Genomic DNA, 17,336 nt, shown 5'->3' with positions numbered 1-17,336 from the left:
CGCTCGTTCTCACCAGGTCTGCGGCGTGATCACCCCTTGCCGGGTGACAACGACCCATTGCCGCCCCCGCCGCTCGATTGCCTCGACGCGGCCTACCCCCGGAACCGCGTCGCCGCGTGCCACCTCGACGAGGCGGCGGCGGCGATCCTCAAGTACCGCGACGCCATCATAGACGTCGCGCAGCGCCCAATTCTCGACCGTCTCGGTCTTCGCCTTGTCCGGCAGGCTACCGGTCTGGGTCGGCTCCGCGATCCGCGCCTCGGCCTTCGGTTCCGGCTTCGGTGGCGCAGCGGCGGTGACGGGCTGCGCCTTCTTGTCCAGTTGAGCGATCAGTCCCGCGATCCGCTCGCCCTGCTCACGGTCGCTGCGGGTGAGCGTCTCCGACAGGCTGGCCAGGCGCCGCTCCAGGTTCTGCTCCGAGCGGCCGATCCGGTCGGCCAAGCTGGCGCCGAGCGCCTTCGCTTCTCCGCGAGCCGCTTCGCTCGTCTCGCGGGCGGCCGTCGCCGTCCGGGTGAGGCGGTCGAATTCCTGCGACAGCCGGGCCGTTTCCGCCCGTCCCGTCGCCAGTTCGGCTTGGACTTGCGCGAGCACATCGCCCGAGCCTTGTCCTGGCGCGGCCAGGACTCCGATGGCGAGACCGCAGGCCAGCGCCGTCAGGCTCGCCGCAGCCAGCCGGGCATTGGCGCCGAAGCGGGGGAGTTTCAGCGACGGCTTCCACACGGCATCGGCGGAGGACGCCTCATTCGCCTTTGTCGCGCCGGTGACGGCCTGTTTCAGCATCTCTTCCGGTGAGATCGCGGCCGGCTTCCTCGCCGCGGCCGCACCCGCTTCGACCCTCTCCGACATGGCACAGGCTTTCCGCTGACGAGGCCGGTCAACCTCGTAGGATAATCGACGGGAAGTTCGAGATTTTCGTTAACTGTGTTTGTTTACCGAAAGGTTACCGCCGCCGTCTGGCAGACCGGCCGGAGGGCCGCCGGGTCGGCGCCTCAGAGCGCCGTCCTGCCGGCGGTGAGGTCTGTTACGGCCGCGATTGATCTTTCTTCCGCGTCCGAGGTTGCTGCCCGTAGAGGTATTTTCGGGCCGCTATCGGCTTGAGGGCAGACGGACCGGATCTGTGCCGAAAGGGTGACGAGGCGGGCAGCGCAGCGATGCGCATCGGGGTCGGAACGGAAGGGCGTGCAGACGTTTGTGTTTTCACGCCGCAGAAACATTCGTGATTGCCGGCAATCGCGCGATGTTTCTCGGTATTTTATTGCAGATACCTATAATTATTCTGTACTATCTCAGTTGTATTCGAGAAAAATTCGCAGATTTTCTTGTTCGGCGGATAGGACTCGGCCAGCTTCGACCTATAACGATGGGAAAGTGGGCGGACGGAAGGTGTCTCGCGCGGGATGGTGCAGATCTTTCACCCGGGAGCGGATACGGTCGCTCGCGTCGTTCTCGCCTCTCTCGGGGCCGCGCCGGTCCTGGCGGTCGGATTGGCCTATGCGGTGTGGCGTTCGCCCTACGCAACGGCGCAGGACGTGACCCGTGAGCAGCCGGTGCCGTTCAGCCACGAGCACCATGTCGGCGGTCTCGGACTCGATTGCCGCTACTGCCACACCTCGGTCGAGAAGGCCGCCTTCGCCGGCATTCCGCCGACCGAGACCTGCATGAGCTGCCATTCCCAGGAATGGACCAACGCGCCGATGCTGGCGCCGGTGCGCCAAAGCCTCGCCGAGGGGCGCCCGCTTCGGTGGAACCGCGTCCACAACCTGCCGGCCTATGTCTACTTCAATCACTCGGTGCACGTAGCCAAGGGCGTCGGCTGCTCGACCTGCCATGGCGAGGTTCAGACCATGAAGCTGATGCGGCAGACCGTTCCGCTCACCATGGGCTGGTGCCTCGATTGCCACCGCGACCCCGCGCCCCATCTGCGCCCGCACGAGGCGGTGTTCGACATGACCTGGAAGCCGCCGGCCGATCAGGCGGCGATCGGCGCCCGCTTCGTTCAGGAGCGTCACATCAAGTCGCCCGAGCGGCTGAGCGAGTGCTCGATATGCCACCGCTGATCCCGCCCTCCCGCCGCGAGGCCCTGCGCCTGCTGGGCGCCGGTATCACGCTCGCCGCCGGCGGCTGCTCCAAGCCGGTCGAGGAGATCGTGCCCTATGTCCGCGCGCCCGAGCAGCTCCTGCCCGGCGTGCCGGTTCGCTACGCCACGACCCTGTCGCTGAGCGGCTTTGCCCGGGGCGTTCAGGCCATCGCCGTCGATGGACGGCCGATCAAGATCGAGGGCAACCCGCTGCATCCGGCGAGCCTGGGCGCGACGGACGTGTTCGCGGAGGCCGCGATCCTGGACCTCTACGATCCCGACCGCTCGCGGACGGTGACCGAGCGGGTGAACGGCATCGCCTCCTGGGACATGTTCGAGCGCGCACTGAGCGCTCCGCTCGCATCGGTGCGGGGGGCAGGCGGGCGCGGTCTGCACCTCGTCACCGGCCGCGTCACCTCGCCGACCCTGGCCCGCCAGATCGATGCCCTGCTGCGCGCCCTGCCAGAGGCGGTCTGGCACGTCCACGAGCCAATCGACGAGGGGAACGCCGCGCGCGGGGCCGAGCTCGCCTTCGGCCGTCCCCTTCGCGCCCTGCCCCGGCTCGACCGGGCGGAAACGATTCTCTGTGTCGGCGCCGACCCGCTCGGGCCGGGTCCGGACCAGATCCGGCTCGCCCGGGCCTTCAGCGAGAGACGCGGCGATCCGGCCAGGTTCGGCCGCCTCTACGTCGCCGAGGCGGCGCTGACGCTCACCGGGATCAAGGCGGATGCGCGCCGCGCCCTGCATCCCTTCGACCAGCCCACCCTCCTGGCGGCCATCGCCAACGCCCTCGGCCCCGGGCTGTCCGCGCCCGAGCTGCCGGAGGAGGCCCGCCGCTTCGCGCGCGCGGCCGCCGACGATCTCAAGGCGCATGAGGGCAGAGCGCTGGTCCTGGCCGGGCCCGCCCTCTCACCGGAAGCGCACGCCCTCGCCCATTGGATCAATGCCCGCCTCCGAGCGCCCGTCGATTACATCGCACCGCCCGACCGGATCGAGGGCCGAACCCCGGCGAGCCTCGCCGACCTCGCGGGAGCCCTCGACCGAGGCTCGGTGACCTGCCTCGCCATTCTCGGCTCCGATCCGGTGGCGAGCGCGCCCGCCGACCTCGATCTGGCCCGGCGTATCGAGCGGGCACGCTTCAGCGTCCATGCCGGCCTGCACGGCGACGAGACCGCCGGCGCGACCCACTGGCATCTGCCGCTGACACACGAATTGGAGAGCTGGTCGGATCTGCGCGCCACCGACGGCACCGCAAGCGTGGTTCAGCCGCTGCTGCGACCGCTCTACGACGGGCGCTCCCTGCACGAGATCCTTCCGCTCTTTGCGGGGCGGACGACGACGGCGGGCCATGCCCTCGTCCGGGAGACATGGAAGGATCGGGGCGGTGGCGATTTCGAGGGGTGGTGGCGCAGGAGCCTGCATGACGGCGTGATCGAGGGCAGTGCCGCGCCCTTCGTCGATCCCGGCGAGCCGCGATTGCCCGTCCTGCCGGAGATCCGCCGCCAGGAGGGTTTGACCGTCGAGCTGCGGCCCGACCCCTGCCTCTGGGACGGGCGCTTTGCCAACAATGCCTGGCTTCAGGAATGCCCGAAGCCGATCTCGAAACAGGTCTGGGGCAACGCGCTGGCCCTGTCCCGCAAGGAGGCCGGACGGCGCGGGATCGAGGCCGGCGACGTGGTGCGCGCCAGTGTCGGTGGCCGCGCCGTCGAGGTGCCGGTCGTGATCGAATCCGGCATCGCCGAGGGCGTCGGCCTGCTGACCCTCGGCTATGGACGTCAGCGGGCTGGGGCAATCGGCAACGGCATCGGTGCCGACGCCTACGGGCTTTCGACGCAAGGATCGCCGTTTCTGCTGACCGGCGTCGAGCTTGGCCGAACCGGCAAGACCGAGACGATCCTGCGGACGCAGAATGACGTCGAGATCGAGGGCGAGACCGAGAAGCTGTTCCGCCAGATCGATCTCGCGGCCTTGGCCCGAGCCGAGCCCAGGGGCATCGGTGACGACCAGCCGACCCTGCTCTCCCCCTGGAAGGGCGACGCCGACGGCCATGCCTGGGCGATGGTGATCGACACCCATGCCTGCATCGGCTGCAATGCCTGTGTCCTCTCCTGCCAGTCCGAGAACAATGTGCCGGTGGTCGGGCCCGAGGAGATCGCCCGCGGCCGGATGATGCATTGGCTGCGCGTCGACCTCTACGACGCGGGAGGCTCCGAGGCGCCGCGGGCCGGCTTCCAGCCGGTTCCCTGCATGCATTGCGAGCACGCGCCGTGCGAGCCGGTTTGTCCCGTGGCGGCCTCGGTCCATGACGGCGAGGGGCTCAACCTTCAGGTCTATAATCGCTGCGTCGGCACCCGCTTCTGCGAGGCGAACTGCCCCTACAAGGTCCGCCGCTTCAACTTCTTCGGCTACGCCGACGGCCAGTCCTACGCCAATCTCGGTGCGGAATCGGTGCGTGCGCAGCGCAACCCGAACGTCACGGTGCGCGCCCGCGGCGTGATGGAGAAGTGCACCTACTGCATCCAGCGCATCGCCGGCGAGCGGGAGGCCGCCGAGCGCGACGGGCGGGAGATGGGTGCGGTCGTCACTGCCTGCCAATCCGCCTGCCCGACCCAGGCAATCCGCTTCGGCGATCTCGCCAAGCCGGGCAATGCCGTCGCCGAGCTGCGCAAGGATCCGCGCCATTACGCTCTGCTGGAGGAACTGAACACGCGGCCGCGCACGACCTATCTCGCGAACCTGCGCGACCCGCATCCGGACCTCAAGGAGGATCACGCGTGAGCGGGGCCGCCGACGCACATCGCCAGCCGCATCGGTGGATCGCCCGCGAGCGCCTCGGCTATGCCGAGATCTGCGCTGCCATCGCCGACCCGATCCAGAAGCGTGGGCCCGGCCGGGCCTGGGTGATCGCCTTCCTCGGCGTGCTGCCCTTCGTGCTGCTGACGTTCGGTGCCATCGGCGCAGTGCTCACCGTCGGCATCGGCCTGTCGGGCGTCAACACCACGGTGGTCTGGGGCTTCTCCATCGCCAACTACGTCTGGTGGATCGGCATCGGCAATGCCGGCACCCTGATCTCCTCGATGCTGCTGCTGACGCGCCAGCACTGGCGGGCTTCGATCAACCGCTTCGCCGAGGCGATGACGCTGTTCGCCGCCGCCATCGCCGGCATCTTCCCGATCATCCATCTCGGACGGCCGCTTTACGCCTATTGGCTCGCGCCCTACCCGAACACCATGGATCTCTGGCCGCAATGGCGCTCGGCGCTGGTGTGGGATTTCTGGGCGATCCTCAGCTACCTGCTGTTCTCGCTGATCTTCTGGTTCACCGGCTTGCTGCCCGACCTCGCTACCCTGCGCGACCGGGCCCAGACGCGGTTCGGACAGCGTGTCTACGGGGCGCTCGCCTTCGGCTGGCGCGGCTCGGCCCGGCATTGGGCTCTCTACGAAACCTTCCACAAGACCATGGCGGCGCTCGCCGTGCCGCTGGTCTGCTCGGTGCATTCCATCGTCGGCCTCGACTTCGCCGCGAGCCTGATGCCCGGCTGGCAGGAATCGATCTTCCCGCCCTATTTCGTGGTCGGCGCGATGTATTCCGGCTTCGCCATGGTGGTGGTGCTGGCGATCATCATCCGCTGGGGCCTGAAGCTCCAGGCAGTGATCACCCCCGCTCATTTCGATGCGATGGCGAAGGTGATGCTGTTCGCCAGCCTCGTCATGACCGTCTCCTACGCCACCGAATGGTTCATGGGATGGTATGGCGGCGAGCATGCCGACCGCTCGGTAATCGCCTTCTTCTTCACCGGCGATTACCGCTGGCTCTATTACAGCCTGTTATTCTGCAATTGCCTCGTGCCGCAGGCTTTGTGGTTCTCCCGCATCCGCCTCAACCTCTGGGCGCTTGCGATCATCTCGGTCGTGATCAACCTCGGCATGTGGTTGGAGCGCATCCTGATCGTCTGGAACACGCTCTCGCACGGCTACGCCGTCAGCCTCTGGCGCAGCTATCACGTCAGCCTCTACGACGTGGTGATCCTGCTGGCGCCCCTCGGGCTGTTCGCCTTCGGCTTCCTCGTGCTGGCGCGGATCTTCCCCATCGTCTCGATCCACGAGGTCAGCCAGATCGCCCATGACGAGGGTGCGGCGAAGGGGAAAGTCGCATGAGCGCGCCCTTGCTCGCCGAGTTCGACACGCCGGAGGCGCTGGTGCGGGCGATGCGGATCGCCAATGCCGATGGTCACAGGGCGCTCGACGCCTACACGCCCTTCCCCGTGCCCGACCTGACCGAGGCTTTCGCGCCGCCGCGCAATCCCGTGCGGCCGGTGATGGCTGTGGCCGGCTTCGGCGCGGCGGCGGCGATGTACGCCCTCCAATGGTATTCGTCGGTCGTCGGCTATCCGCTGAATTCGGGCGGGCGCCCGCTGCATTCCTGGCCGGTCTTCCTGCTGGTGCCGTTCGAGTTCGGCGTTCTGGTCGCCGCCATCGCCGGCCTCGTCGCGCTGTTCTGGGCCTGCGGCCTGCCGCGCCTGCATCATCCGCTCTTCGCGATCCCGCAATTCGAGCGCGCGAGCCAGGACCGCTTCCTGCTCCTGGTCGCGCCGAAGGATGCAGACGCCACGGCCCTGCGCGAGAGCCTGGAGCGGTGCGGTGCCCTGCTCGTGGCGGAGATGCATCCATGAGGCCTCTCCTCGCCCTCGCCTTGCCCCTCCTCGCGCTCCTCGGCGCCTGCGAGGACCAATCCATGCGCGTGCAGGGGCGCTACGAGGTCTATGGCAAGGCGCCGCTCTTCCCCGACCGCGCCGAGGCGCGCCGTCCGCCGGAGGGCACCGTCGAAATCGGCGCGCTCGCCCGCGAGGCGGCCCTGCGCGAGCCGCCGCCGGTGGATGCGGCGCTGATGGAGCGCGGGCGGCAGCGCTACGAGGCGATCTGCACGCCCTGCCACGGCTACACCGGCCACGGCGACGGCATGGTGGTGCAACGGGGGTTCCCGGCGCCGCCCTCCTATCACGAGGACCGGCTGCGGGCGGCCCCGGCCTCGTATTTCGTCGACGTCATCACACGGGGCTACGGCGTGATGTATCCCTATGCCGCGCGAGTCGAACCGCGCGACCGCTGGGCCATCGCCGCCTATATCCGTGCGCTGCAGCTGTCGCAGGGCGCACGGGTGGCCGAGATGCCGGACCTCGCGGAGAAATTGCCGTGAGTGACGCCCTCGCACGCGGATGGCTCGTCGCCTGGATCGTCTGGAGCATGGTGCCGGTCGGCGCCCTCGTGCTGACGATGATCCATGTCGTGACCGGCGGCCGCTGGGGTGAGGTGCTCGCGCCCGCGCTTCGGCCGGCGACCGCCCTGGTGCCCCTGGTCGCGCTGACCTTCCTCGGTATCGCCCTCGGCCTCGACGCCGCCTATCCCTGGGCCTCCGGCGCCGGCGCCAAGCCGGACGTGCTGCGCCTCTATCTCGACCCGACGCTGTTCCTCCTGCGCGCCGCCGTCACTCTCCTCGGCTGGTCGGTGCTCGCGCTGCTCTGCTTGAGCGGACGCTGCACCAATCTCGTGGCCGGGCTCGGGCTGACCTTCTACGGCATCACGATCAGCCTCGTCTCCGTGGATTGGATCCTCTCCGTCGAGCCGGGCTTCAACTCCTCCGCCTTCGCTGCCGGCATCGCCCTCGACCAGATCCTCGCGGCGCTCGCTTTCGCGGCTCTGGCGAGCCCGCTGAGCCTCGATGCGCGGGGCGCATCGGACCTCGCCGGGCTGATGCTCACGGCCCTCCTGGGCGTGATCTACATCGAATGGATGTCCTACATCGTCGCGTGGTACGGCGACCTCCCGCCCAAGGCGACGTGGTACCTGAAGCGCGGCGAGGCCCCCTGGGGAGCGATCCTCGTCGGCTCCCTGATCCTCGGCGGCGTCCTGCCCTTCCTGGCGTTGCTGTTCGCGGGCGTGCGCCGGAGCCCGGCCCTGCTGCGGTCGGTCGGCCTGCTCGTCCTCATCGGCCTTGCCGGGCGGCTCGCATGGTACACGCTGCCGGCATACGGCGCAGGCGCGGGCCCCGCCGCGGCTTTCGCGGTGGCCGGCCTCGTGGCGCTGGTCGTCGTCTCGATGGCCCTCTCCCGGCGCTTCGCCCGGCGCGCGGAAAGGCCTCGCCATGCCTGAGACAGCGCCCGGACAGCTCCATGCGGGAACGCACGACGATGTCGTCGGTCACGCTCCGCCCGGAACCGAGCCGCCCGATATCCGGCTGAAGCCGGTGCTGCTGACCGGGCTGTTCATCGTCGTGTTCACCGCCGCCACGCTCGGCGGCATCCGCTTCTATTACCACCGACAAGGACTCGGTCCCCTGGTTCAGGAAGCTCGCACCTTCCCGGCACCCCGGCTGCAGCAGAACCCGGAGGCCGACCTCAAGGCGATGCTCAAGGAACAGCGTGCCCGCCTCGCCGGCTATGCCTGGATCGATCGCGAGAAGGGAATTGCCCGCATGCCGATCGAAGAGGCGATGCGGCGCCTGAGCCAGCGCGGCGAGGCGGCCTACGCGGCGCCGCTCCAGCCGGAGCGGGTTCCGGCCCTGGGCAGTCGCGGCGGCGCGTCGAGCAGCGTGCTCTCTCCCGGTGCGGGGCCCGGCGCCGTGCACCGGCCGGCCCAGGCGGAGCCGGACAAGGCGACGCCCTGATGTTCGAATCCCTGATCCCCTCCTTCCTGCGGCCGGAAGCGGCCTCGGTTCAGGCGGCGAAGGTCGACGCGATCTTCATCGGTCTCCTCCTGATCTCCTCCGCCATCGTATTGCTCGTCGTCGGGCTGGTCGTGACCTTCTCGATCCGGTTCCGCCGCGGCTCGCCGGCCAAGCGCGGCGAGTTGCCCAACATCGTCTCGCGGGAATTCGAGATCGGCTGGACCGCCGCGACGCTGTTCGTGTTCGTCTTCATCTTCTGGTGGGCGACCTCGATCGAGATCACCGCCTATTCGCCGCCGAAGAACGCCATCGAGATCCACGTCGTCGGCAAGCAGTGGATGTGGAAGACGCAAGGTCCCAGCGGTGCGCGGGAGATCAACGAGCTGCACGTGCCCGTCGGCGCGCCGGTGCGCCTGCTCCTGACCTCGCAGGATGTGATCCACTCGTTCTACGTTCCGGCCTTCCGGCTCAAGCGCGACGCCCTGCCCTACCAGCAGACCGAGGCGTGGTTCGAGGCCACCAAGATCGGCACCTATCACCTGCTCTGCACCGAGTATTGCGGCACCGACCATTCGCGCATGCTCGGCCGGGTCATCGTGATGGAGCCGCAGGATTACGCGCTCTGGCTCACCAAGCAGCCGGAGCGCGACGGGCTCGCCGAACTCGGCGAGCGGCTGTTCTCCGAGCGCGGCTGCTCAGGCTGCCACAATGCCGGCTCGAAGGTGCACGCTCCCTCGCTCGCCGGGATCTGGGGGCAATCGGTGCCCCTCGAAGGCGGCCGCACCGCCACCGTCGACGAAGCCTATATCCGCGACTCGATCCTCCAGCCCGAACGGGATGTGGTGGCCGGCTACGAGCCGATCATGCCGAGCTACGAGGGCAAGCTGTCGGACGGCGAGATCCAGAGCCTCGTCACCTATATCCGCCACGGCACCGACCGGTTCGACCTGATCGGCTCCCTCAACCTGTCGCCGGCGCAGAACATCTGCGCGCCGGGGGAGACGCCGCAGGACGCTCAGCCGAACCAGACCCTGCGCAGCCCCGCCATGGTGCCCGGCGCGCCGGGCTCGGGACGGGCTCAGCCGTGATGCGCCTGCCTTTCCATTTCAGGAGACTCCCCCGATGAGCAGCGGCGCCTCCTCCGATGCCTCCTCCCTCGCTAATCCCCGCGAGTTGGATCTGGGCCTGCCGGTCAGCTACCTCGCCGAGGGACGCACGGTCGCGTCGTGGCTGTTCACCACCGATCACAAGCGCATCGCGATCCTCTACGCGCTGTCGATCACCTTCTTCTTCTTCGTGGGCGGGGCGGCTGCCACCCTGGTGCGGCTGGAGCTGTTCACGCCGCAGGGCGATCTCGTCGGGGCCGATACCTACAACAAGCTGTTCTCGCTCCACGGCATCGTCATGGTGTGGTTCTTCCTGATCCCGTCGATACCGACGACGATGGGGAACTTCCTGCTGCCTCTGATGATCGGGGCGCGGGATCTCGCCTTCCCGAAGCTCAACCTGATCTCCTGGTACCTCAACATGGCCGGCGGCCTGCTGACGCTGGCCGCGGTGCTGGCGGGCGGCATCGACACCGGCTGGACCTTCTATGTCCCCTACTCGACCGTGTTCTCGAACACCTTCGTGACGCTCGCCGTCCTCGGCGTCTTCGTTTCCGGCTTCTCGACCATCGCCACCGGCGTGAACTTCATCGCCACGGTGCATTACCTGCGGGCGCCGGGGATGACGTGGTTTCGCCTGCCGCTCTTCGTGTGGTCGATGTACACGACCAGCCTGATCTTCGTGCTCGCCACGCCCGTCCTCGCCCTGACCCTGCTGCTCGTCATCGCCGAGCGGACCTTCGACCTGCCGATCTTCGATCCGGCGAGGGGCGGCGACCCGATCCTGTTCCAGCACCTGTTCTGGTTCTACTCACACCCAGCCGTCTACATCATGATCCTGCCGGCCATGGGCGTGATCTCGGAGGTCATCACCTGTTACGCCCGGCGTCGCATCTTCGGCTATTCCTTCATGGTCTACGCCCTGGTGGCGATCGCGGTGATCGGCTTCTTCACCTGGGGCCACCATATGTTCACCTCAGGGATGTCGCCGCTCGCCGCCCTGGTGTTCTCCTTCCTCTCCTTCATCGTGGCGGTGCCCTCCGCCATCAAGGTGTTCAACTGGACCGCCACGCTCTATCGCGGCCAGATCGGCTTCGAGTCGCCGATGCTCTATGCCCTCGGCTTCCTCGGCCTGTTCACCATGGGCGGCCTGACCGGGCTGTTCCTGGCCTCGGTGCCGATCGACGTGCATGTGCAGGACACCTACTTCGTCGTCGCCCATTTCCACTACATCATGGTCGGCGCCTCCGTGTCGGCCTACTTCGCCGGCCTGCATTTCTGGTGGCCGAAGGTCACGGGGCGGATGTACCCGGAATCCTGGGCGCGGTTTGCCGCGATTCTGATGTTCTTCGGCTTCAACCTGACCTTCTTCCCGCAATTCATCGCCGGCTATCTCGGCATGCCGCGCCGTTACCATGTCTATCCGCCGGAATTTCAGGTCTGGAACGTGCTCTCCTCCTCCGGCGCGGCGGTGCTCGCCGTGGCCTACCTGATGCCGCTCGGCTACCTCACATGGTCGCTGTTCTTCGGCAGCCGGGCCGTGAACGACCCGTGGAACGCGTCCGGGCTCGAATGGCGCACTACCTCGCCGCCGCCGCGCCAGAACTTCTTCGGCCACCCGCAGGTCATCGCCCGCCCTTACGACTACCACCCGGAGGCCTCGCCTCCGGCGGAAGACCGGCGCATCTCCGAGCAGGGGGCACTGACGTGAGCGCGGGCGGCGACACGCTCGCGCGGACGGCTGAGCGCCACCTGCGCGAGCCCTGGGACGAACTCGGTCTCCAGGGCCCCCCGGCCTTCGCGTATCAGCGGGCGGGCGCCACCTTCGGCATCTGGATCTTCATCGCCAGCGAGGTTCTGTTCTTCGGCGCGCTCTTCCTGCTCTACACCGCGATGCGGCTGGAGCACGCGGCGGATTTCGCCGCTGCGGCGCGCGAGACCAACATCGTCTACGGCACCCTCAACACCGTCCTGCTCCTCACCAGCGGCCTGTTCGCGGCCATCGCTTCGCAAGCCGCCGAACGGGAGGGTTTGCGCCGCCTGACCCTGTGGTGTCTCACCATCACCGTCCTGCTCGGCCTCGCCTTCATGGTGGTGAAGGGGCTGGAATATCACGAGGATTTCGAGAAGAACCTCGTTCCCGGCGCCCATTTCGCCCTCGAGCGGCCGGCGACGCAGCTCTTCTTCGGCTTCTACTGGCTCTCGACCGCCCTCCACGCGGTCCATCTCTCCATCGGCATCGGCCTCGTCCTGCGCCTGATCTGGAAGGAATGGCGCGCGCCGGGCTTCCTGTTCGAGAGCCCGCAGGTCGAGGTGGCGATGCTCTACTGGGGTTTCGTCGACATGATCTGGATCTTTCTCTATCCGATGCTCTACCTCGACGGACGCAGCGGATGAGCGCGGGGCCAGCGAAGTCCACCCGTGCCATCTGGCTGCGCGGTCTCATCGTCTGGGCCTCGCTGCTCGCCCTGCTGGGGCTGAGCCTGCTCTCGGCCACTCTCGCGCCGGCGCCCTGGGCCTCCGCGCTCGTCTTCGGCATCGCCACGACCCAGGCCGGCCTCGTGGCCCTGCTGTTCATGCGCCTCGACCGGGCCGATACCCTCGTGCGGCTGGCCGCCGCCTGCGGCGTGTTCTGGCTGGCGATCCTGTTCGCGCTGACACTCACCGACACGCTGAGCCGGATCGCCAATATCTGATACGGAATCCGCTTGATCGGAGCGGGGTCCGTATCGGCAAGTCCGCGCGGCGCCTAAGCGAAGCCCCAATCCGCCATCCCGAAGGGATCGACCGGTTTTGGTAGAGGCAGCGGACCGGATTGTCCGCGTGTCGCACTCCAGCCACGGCCCGCGCATGATGTGTGCAATCTTGCCATTCCAGCCACACGAGTGCGCGGACCCACAGTCCCGATAAAGCGTCGTCTAGGCAAATGGGACGGCTCAGCCTAACTCAGCTTTATGGGACCACCATCCGGTGGAGCCAGCCGGACATCTCACGCCTGACTGCACGATGGATTGCGCCGAGACGAGGGAGAGAGAGTCCGCGCGCCTTCGTGCCCTGGATGGCTATCGGCTGCTCGATACGCCCCGCGAGCAGGATTTCGACGAAATTGCCGAAGCGGCGGCGGAGTTGTGCGAGACCCCGATTGCGGTGGTCAACCTGGTCGGGGACGGGCGCCAGTTCTTCAAGGCCGAAGTGGGACTCGGCGTGCGCGAGACGCCGCTCGATACGTCGTTTTGCCGCCATGCCATCCTCGAAGAGGATTTCCTTTACATCCCCGATGCTGCCAGCGACCCGCGCTTTGCCGGCAACCCCCTCGTCACCGGTGAGCCCGGCCTGCGCTTCTATGCCGGCGCCCTCCTCAAAACCGCCGAGGGTCATCCCGTCGGCACGGTCTGCGTGCTCGACACCAAGCCGCATGACCTGACCGAGCGTCAGCGCAAGGGGCTGGTCCGCCTCGCCCGCCAGACCATGGCGCAGATGGAGCTGCGCCGCGCCCTGCGCGAGCAGGCGGAGCAGCGCCTGCTGCACGAGCGCATCCTCGACAGCGCCACCGATTACGCCATCCTGGCCATGGACCCGCAGGGCCGCGTCACTCGCTGGAACACCGGGGCCGAGCGCATCCTGGGCTGGAGCGAGTCCGAGATGCTGGGACGGACTGTCGAAGCGCTCTTCACCCCGGAGGACCGGTCGGCCGGCGGGCCGGAGGCCGAAATCGCGCTGGCGAGGGAGCAGGGCTGTGCTCCGAGCGAGGGGTGGCGCCTGCGCCGGGACGGCAGCCGCTTCTGGGCCTCCGGTGAGGTGACGCCGCTCAAGGCTGAGGATGGGACGCTCGTGGGATTCCTGCGAATCCTGTGCGACCGCACCGAGCGGCGGGCGGCGGAAGCCGCCCTGCAGGCGAGCGAGCTGCGCTATCGCTCCCTCGTGGAGGTCAGTCCACAGGTGGTCTGGTTCGGCGACGCGGCGGGGAACGTGACCTACTGCAACGCCTATTGGTACGATTATACCGGCCTCGCCGATGGCGAATCCGGCGAGGCGAGCTGGATGAAGGTGATCCATCCCGATCATCGGGCGGCGACTCGCGAGACATGGCTCGCTGCGGCGAAGAGCGGGCAGCTCTACGAGGCCGAGTTTCCGCTACGCCGCGCCGATGGGCAGTATCGCTGGTTCCTGTCGCGGGCGCAGCCCGTCCGCGACGAGGCAGGAGTCATCAGGAGCTGGATCGGCACCTCCATCGACATCCACAAGCGCAAGGTCGCCGAGCAGCGCTTCAAGACGCTCACCGAGCTCGCGCCCGCCATGATCTGGTTCGGTGATCCCGACGGCAGCGTCAGCTATCTCAACGACCGCTGGTACGCCTATACCGGCCTGACCCCGGAGCAATCGTTGCCGATGGGCTGGAGCGAGGCGATCCATCCCGACGATGCGTCCGGCTTGCTTCAGACCTGGGAGGCCGCGCGGCTGAGCGAGGCCCTCTACGACACCGAGGCCCGCCTGCGGCGTCACGACGGCGCCTATCGCTGGTTCCTGATCCGTGCCGAGCCCGTGCGCGATGCCGGCGGCACGGTCGTCGGCTGGCTCGGGAGCAACAGCGATATCCATGACCGCAGGCAGGCGGAGGAGCATCAGCGCCTGCTCACCGGCGAATTGCAGCACCGGGTCAAGAACACCCTCGCCCTGGTCCAGGCCATCGCCAGCCAGACCTTCCGCAACGCCGCCGATCCGGAGGCGGCCCAGGAGGCGTTCTCCGCGCGACTGATCTCGCTGGGCCGCGCGCACGACATCCTCACCCGGTCGAGCTGGACGGAGGCGCCCATCGCGGATGTCGTCGAAGGCGCCCTCGCCGTGCACCGCGTCGCGGCGACCCGCATCCGTGTCTGCGGGCCGTCCGTGCTCCTGGCGGCCAAGCCGGCCCTCGCGCTGGCGCTCGCCCTGCACGAACTCGCCACCAATGCGGCCAAGTACGGGGCCCTCTCGAACGAGACCGGCTCCATCGATCTGCGCTGGCACGTGGTGCACGAGGGCGGGGCCTCCCGGTTCTGCCTGACATGGTCCGAGCAGGGCGGTCCGCCGATCCTGACGCAACCCGCGCGACGCGGCTTCGGTTCGCGCCTGATCGAGCGCAGCTTCGCGGCCGAGGTCGGCGGCGAGGTCGAACTTCTCTATGCGCCCACCGGTCTGATCTGCCGCTTGGAAGCCTCGCTCGCCTCCATGCAGGAGCCCGGTGAGGTGGCGGTCGCGTGACAGGGGCGACCCGGAACCCGCTCGCTCCCGAACGCCGGATCGGCGGCACGATTACGTTCCGAGGGACCATTTAATCCACACCGGAGACGTTAGGCCGCGCGTCGGCTCGGCGGCGTCGCGCGTTGGTAGGGCAGCCGGCCCGCTGCCAAGCTGGGCCCGCGTTGGCGTCGAAACAAAGTCAGAGTGGTTCGGATGGCTGGAGTTGAGACGGTGAGCCGGGCTGGACGGGAACGGGTGCTGGAGCGGCAGCGCACGCTCAAGATGGCCAAATCGGCCCATGCCTATGTCCGCGGCAACACCCTGAAATTCTATGAGTGGCTCGACGGCTTGCCCCGCGGCACCCTGCCGGAGGGGCCTGCCGTCTGGATCTGTGGCGATTGCCATCTCGGCAATCTCGGCCCGCTCGCCGACGCGGACGGGAATGTGAAAATCCAGATCCGCGACCTCGATCAGACCGTGATCGGCAATCCGGCCCACGATCTCGTCCGGCTCGGCCTGTCGCTGGCCAGCGCGGCGCGCGGTTCCAACCTGCCCGGCGTCGTGACGTCGCGCATGCTCGAGGAGATGGTGCGGGGCTATGCGGGTGGGCTGGTCGAGCCGGACGGCAACGAGACCCCGCCGGAGCCGGATGCGGTGCGCACGGTCCGGCGCCTGGCGCTCGGCCGGCACTGGAAGCATCTGGCCCGCGAACGCCTGAAGGATGTCGAGCCGTCGATCCCGCTGGGGCGGCGCTTCTGGGCGCTCGACGCGGAGGAGCGCGCCGCCCTCGACGATCTCTTCCGGCGGAATGGCGTGCGCGAGCTCGTGCTCGCCCTCAACGGGCGCGGCGGCGAAGCGAGGATGCGCCTGCTCGATGCCGCGTACTGGATGAAGGGATGCAGCTCCCTCGGCTTCCTGCGCTATGCGGCCCTGGTGCGCATCGACGGGGACGAGGAAAAGCGCCGGTTCGCCCTGGTCGATCTGAAGGAAGCGGTCGTGGCGGCGGCGCCTCCGGCGCCGGGGGCGAAGATGCCGGATGATCCGGCCGAGCGGGTGGTCGCCGGAGCGCGAGCGCTCTCGCCGAATCTCGGGGAGCGGATGCTGCCGGTGCAGCTCCTCGGCAAGCCGGTCGTCGTGCGCGAGTTGCTGCCGCAGGATCTCAAGCTCGACGTCGATCAGTTCTCCCGCGAGGAGGCGGTGCAGGCGGCTCGTTATCTCGCCCACGTCGTCGGCAGGGCGCATGGTCGGCAGATGGAGCCGGCCGTCCGCGCAGAGTGGCGCAAGACGACGATGCGCGGCAGCGATGACGGCGCGCCGTCCTGGCTCTGGTCGAGCGTGGTCGAACTCGCGGGCCGACACGAGGTCGGCTACCTGCAGCATTGCCGCTCCTACGCCGACGCGGAGGCGGCCTGAGAGGTCCGCCTCATCCGTCCGCCGAGACGCTCTCCTGAAGCCGCTCGGGGCGGGTAGGATGAATATGCGCCGGGTTGATCGTCGGGATGGCCGCGCGCTCGAAACACCGCCTGGACCGATGAGGACCGCGCCACCCGTATCCGCGAGCTGAGTGCCTCATAAGGCGGCAGTGTCGTCTTAATCTGGAGGATCGATCTTCGGCTGCGGCTCGGCAATGCTTGAGCGGCAGGCATCCTGCTCAGACACGTTGCATTTCCGGCGGCTTTCCGTAACTTGTATCTGGTATACCAGCGCATCGTGCCGACAGGCGCTCGATCCGCCCGCAAGGCGGGCAGCGCCTGCGAGGGTTCGCGCAAGCGGGGAGCGTGCGAGGATGTCCGACACAGCCGGGACGGATCAACGAACGGAAGGGCTGCCCAAATTCCGTTTGTTCAAGCCGATCCTCGCAGGTGCGACCCTGCGGGATCGCATGATTGCTTGTGTGGGGGCGCTCGCCGGAATCACGCTGACCGGCCTGATCTGCGGCTGGTTCTTCGGGGAAGGGCCGCACATCCCCCTGATCGTCGCGCCGATGGGCGCCTCGGCCGTGCTGATCTTTGCCGTGCCCGCAAGCCCGCTGGCGCAGCCATGGTCGGTCATCGGCGGTAACACCATCTCTGCCTTCATGGGTGTGCTCGCCGCCCACCTCATCCCCGACCCGGTCATCGCCATCGGTGTCGGTGTTTCCCTCGCGATTGCCGCGATGTCGCTCACGCGATGTCTTCATCCGCCTGGCGGCGCTGCGGCCCTGACGGCCCTCATCGGCGGCCCCGCCGTCACCTCGGCGGGCTTTCTGTTCCCCCTTTATGGATGGCCCG

General features: G+C 68.2%; 15 protein-coding genes. 14 read left to right on the top strand and 1 reads right to left on the bottom strand.

Features of this window, described 5'->3' with window-relative positions; all coding sequences use genetic code 11:
* Positions 1-9 precede the first annotated feature (9 nt).
* The gene (locus MZTS_RS08735; RefSeq protein ID WP_192283274.1) at positions 10-846 is read right to left on the bottom strand and encodes a hypothetical protein; all 837 of its coding nucleotides are present in this window, start codon (positions 844-846) and stop codon (positions 10-12) included.
* A gap of 551 nt (positions 847-1,397) precedes the next feature.
* On the opposite strand from MZTS_RS08735, the gene MZTS_RS08730 reads away from it, so the two are divergent.
* The 14 genes from MZTS_RS08730 to MZTS_RS08665 form a co-directional block, all read left to right on the top strand.
* Positions 1,398-2,057 carry a cytochrome c3 family protein gene (locus MZTS_RS08730; RefSeq protein WP_009866127.1) on the top strand — a complete coding sequence of 220 codons (660 nt, stop codon included), beginning with the start codon at positions 1,398-1,400 and terminating at the stop codon, positions 2,055-2,057.
* Positions 2,045-4,855, top strand: a complete 2,811-nt coding sequence (locus tag MZTS_RS08725; RefSeq protein ID WP_192283273.1) for a 4Fe-4S dicluster domain-containing protein — start codon at positions 2,045-2,047, stop codon at positions 4,853-4,855. The genes MZTS_RS08730 and MZTS_RS08725 overlap by 13 nt, the downstream gene beginning before the upstream one ends.
* The gene (gene nrfD / locus MZTS_RS08720) at positions 4,852-6,234 is read left to right on the top strand and encodes an NrfD/PsrC family molybdoenzyme membrane anchor subunit (RefSeq protein WP_009866496.1); all 1,383 of its coding nucleotides are present in this window, start codon (positions 4,852-4,854) and stop codon (positions 6,232-6,234) included. The genes MZTS_RS08725 and nrfD overlap by 4 nt, the downstream gene beginning before the upstream one ends.
* Positions 6,231-6,749 carry a DUF3341 domain-containing protein gene (locus tag MZTS_RS08715; RefSeq protein WP_009866497.1) on the top strand — a complete coding sequence of 173 codons (519 nt, stop codon included), beginning with the start codon at positions 6,231-6,233 and terminating at the stop codon, positions 6,747-6,749. The genes nrfD and MZTS_RS08715 overlap by 4 nt, the downstream gene beginning before the upstream one ends.
* Positions 6,746-7,273, top strand: coding sequence for a c-type cytochrome (locus MZTS_RS08710; RefSeq protein ID WP_192283271.1), 528 nt, complete (start codon positions 6,746-6,748; stop codon positions 7,271-7,273). The genes MZTS_RS08715 and MZTS_RS08710 overlap by 4 nt, the downstream gene beginning before the upstream one ends.
* On the top strand, positions 7,270-8,226 hold the full coding sequence (locus MZTS_RS08705; protein WP_192283269.1) for a hypothetical protein: 957 nt from the start codon (positions 7,270-7,272) through the stop codon (positions 8,224-8,226). The genes MZTS_RS08710 and MZTS_RS08705 overlap by 4 nt, the downstream gene beginning before the upstream one ends.
* Positions 8,219-8,740, top strand: coding sequence for a hypothetical protein (locus MZTS_RS08700; RefSeq protein WP_192283267.1), 522 nt, complete (start codon positions 8,219-8,221; stop codon positions 8,738-8,740). Before MZTS_RS08705 ends, MZTS_RS08700 begins: the two co-directional genes overlap by 8 nt.
* Positions 8,740-9,828 (top strand): cytochrome c oxidase subunit II, encoded by a 1,089-nt coding sequence (gene coxB / locus MZTS_RS08695; RefSeq protein WP_009865462.1) that lies wholly within the window; start codon positions 8,740-8,742, stop codon positions 9,826-9,828. Before MZTS_RS08700 ends, coxB begins: the two co-directional genes overlap by 1 nt.
* 34 nt (positions 9,829-9,862) lie before the next feature.
* Positions 9,863-11,557 (top strand): cytochrome c oxidase subunit I, encoded by a 1,695-nt coding sequence (gene ctaD, locus MZTS_RS08690; RefSeq protein ID WP_192283266.1) that lies wholly within the window; start codon positions 9,863-9,865, stop codon positions 11,555-11,557.
* Complete coding sequence (locus MZTS_RS08685) at positions 11,554-12,243, top strand: cytochrome c oxidase subunit 3 (RefSeq protein ID WP_192283265.1); 690 nt, start codon at positions 11,554-11,556, stop codon at positions 12,241-12,243. Before ctaD ends, MZTS_RS08685 begins: the two co-directional genes overlap by 4 nt.
* Positions 12,240-12,542 (top strand): cytochrome C oxidase subunit IV family protein, encoded by a 303-nt coding sequence (locus MZTS_RS08680; protein WP_009863442.1) that lies wholly within the window; start codon positions 12,240-12,242, stop codon positions 12,540-12,542. The genes MZTS_RS08685 and MZTS_RS08680 overlap by 4 nt, the downstream gene beginning before the upstream one ends.
* A 310-nt stretch (positions 12,543-12,852) precedes the next feature.
* Positions 12,853-15,087, top strand: coding sequence for a PAS domain S-box protein (locus tag MZTS_RS08675; protein WP_192283293.1), 2,235 nt, complete (start codon positions 12,853-12,855; stop codon positions 15,085-15,087).
* A gap of 192 nt (positions 15,088-15,279) precedes the next feature.
* A complete protein-coding gene (locus MZTS_RS08670) occupies positions 15,280-16,479 on the top strand; it encodes a DUF2252 family protein (RefSeq protein WP_192283264.1) in 1,200 nt (399 codons plus the stop codon).
* Between the two features lie 373 nt (positions 16,480-16,852).
* Positions 16,853-17,336 (top strand): HPP family protein (locus MZTS_RS08665; protein ID WP_192283263.1); only part of this gene is annotated, 484 nt, incomplete at its 3' end.

Source organism: Methylorubrum zatmanii (assembly GCF_014845115.1).
GTDB lineage: Bacteria > Pseudomonadota > Alphaproteobacteria > Rhizobiales > Beijerinckiaceae > Methylobacterium > Methylobacterium zatmanii.
This window is presented reverse-complemented; position numbering and strand designations above follow the sequence as displayed.

Excerpts from the sequence above, each read along its gene's own strand:
- MZTS_RS08735 (WP_192283274.1), bottom strand. The coding sequence starts at position 846 with ATGTCGGAGAGGGTCGAAGCGGGTGCGGCCGCGGCGAGGAAGCCGGCC.
- MZTS_RS08730 (WP_009866127.1), top strand. The coding sequence starts at position 1,398 with ATGGTGCAGATCTTTCACCCGGGAGCGGATACGGTCGCTCGCGTCGTT.
- MZTS_RS08725 (WP_192283273.1), top strand. The coding sequence starts at position 2,045 with ATGCCACCGCTGATCCCGCCCTCCCGCCGCGAGGCCCTGCGCCTGCTG.
- MZTS_RS08715 (WP_009866497.1), top strand. The coding sequence starts at position 6,231 with ATGAGCGCGCCCTTGCTCGCCGAGTTCGACACGCCGGAGGCGCTGGTG.
- MZTS_RS08710 (WP_192283271.1), top strand. The coding sequence starts at position 6,746 with ATGAGGCCTCTCCTCGCCCTCGCCTTGCCCCTCCTCGCGCTCCTCGGC.
- MZTS_RS08700 (WP_192283267.1), top strand. The coding sequence starts at position 8,219 with ATGCCTGAGACAGCGCCCGGACAGCTCCATGCGGGAACGCACGACGAT.
- coxB (WP_009865462.1), top strand. The coding sequence starts at position 8,740 with ATGTTCGAATCCCTGATCCCCTCCTTCCTGCGGCCGGAAGCGGCCTCG.
- ctaD (WP_192283266.1), top strand. The coding sequence starts at position 9,863 with ATGAGCAGCGGCGCCTCCTCCGATGCCTCCTCCCTCGCTAATCCCCGC.
- MZTS_RS08680 (WP_009863442.1), top strand. The coding sequence starts at position 12,240 with ATGAGCGCGGGGCCAGCGAAGTCCACCCGTGCCATCTGGCTGCGCGGT.
- MZTS_RS08675 (WP_192283293.1), top strand. The coding sequence starts at position 12,853 with ATGGATTGCGCCGAGACGAGGGAGAGAGAGTCCGCGCGCCTTCGTGCC.
- MZTS_RS08670 (WP_192283264.1), top strand. The coding sequence starts at position 15,280 with ATGGCTGGAGTTGAGACGGTGAGCCGGGCTGGACGGGAACGGGTGCTG.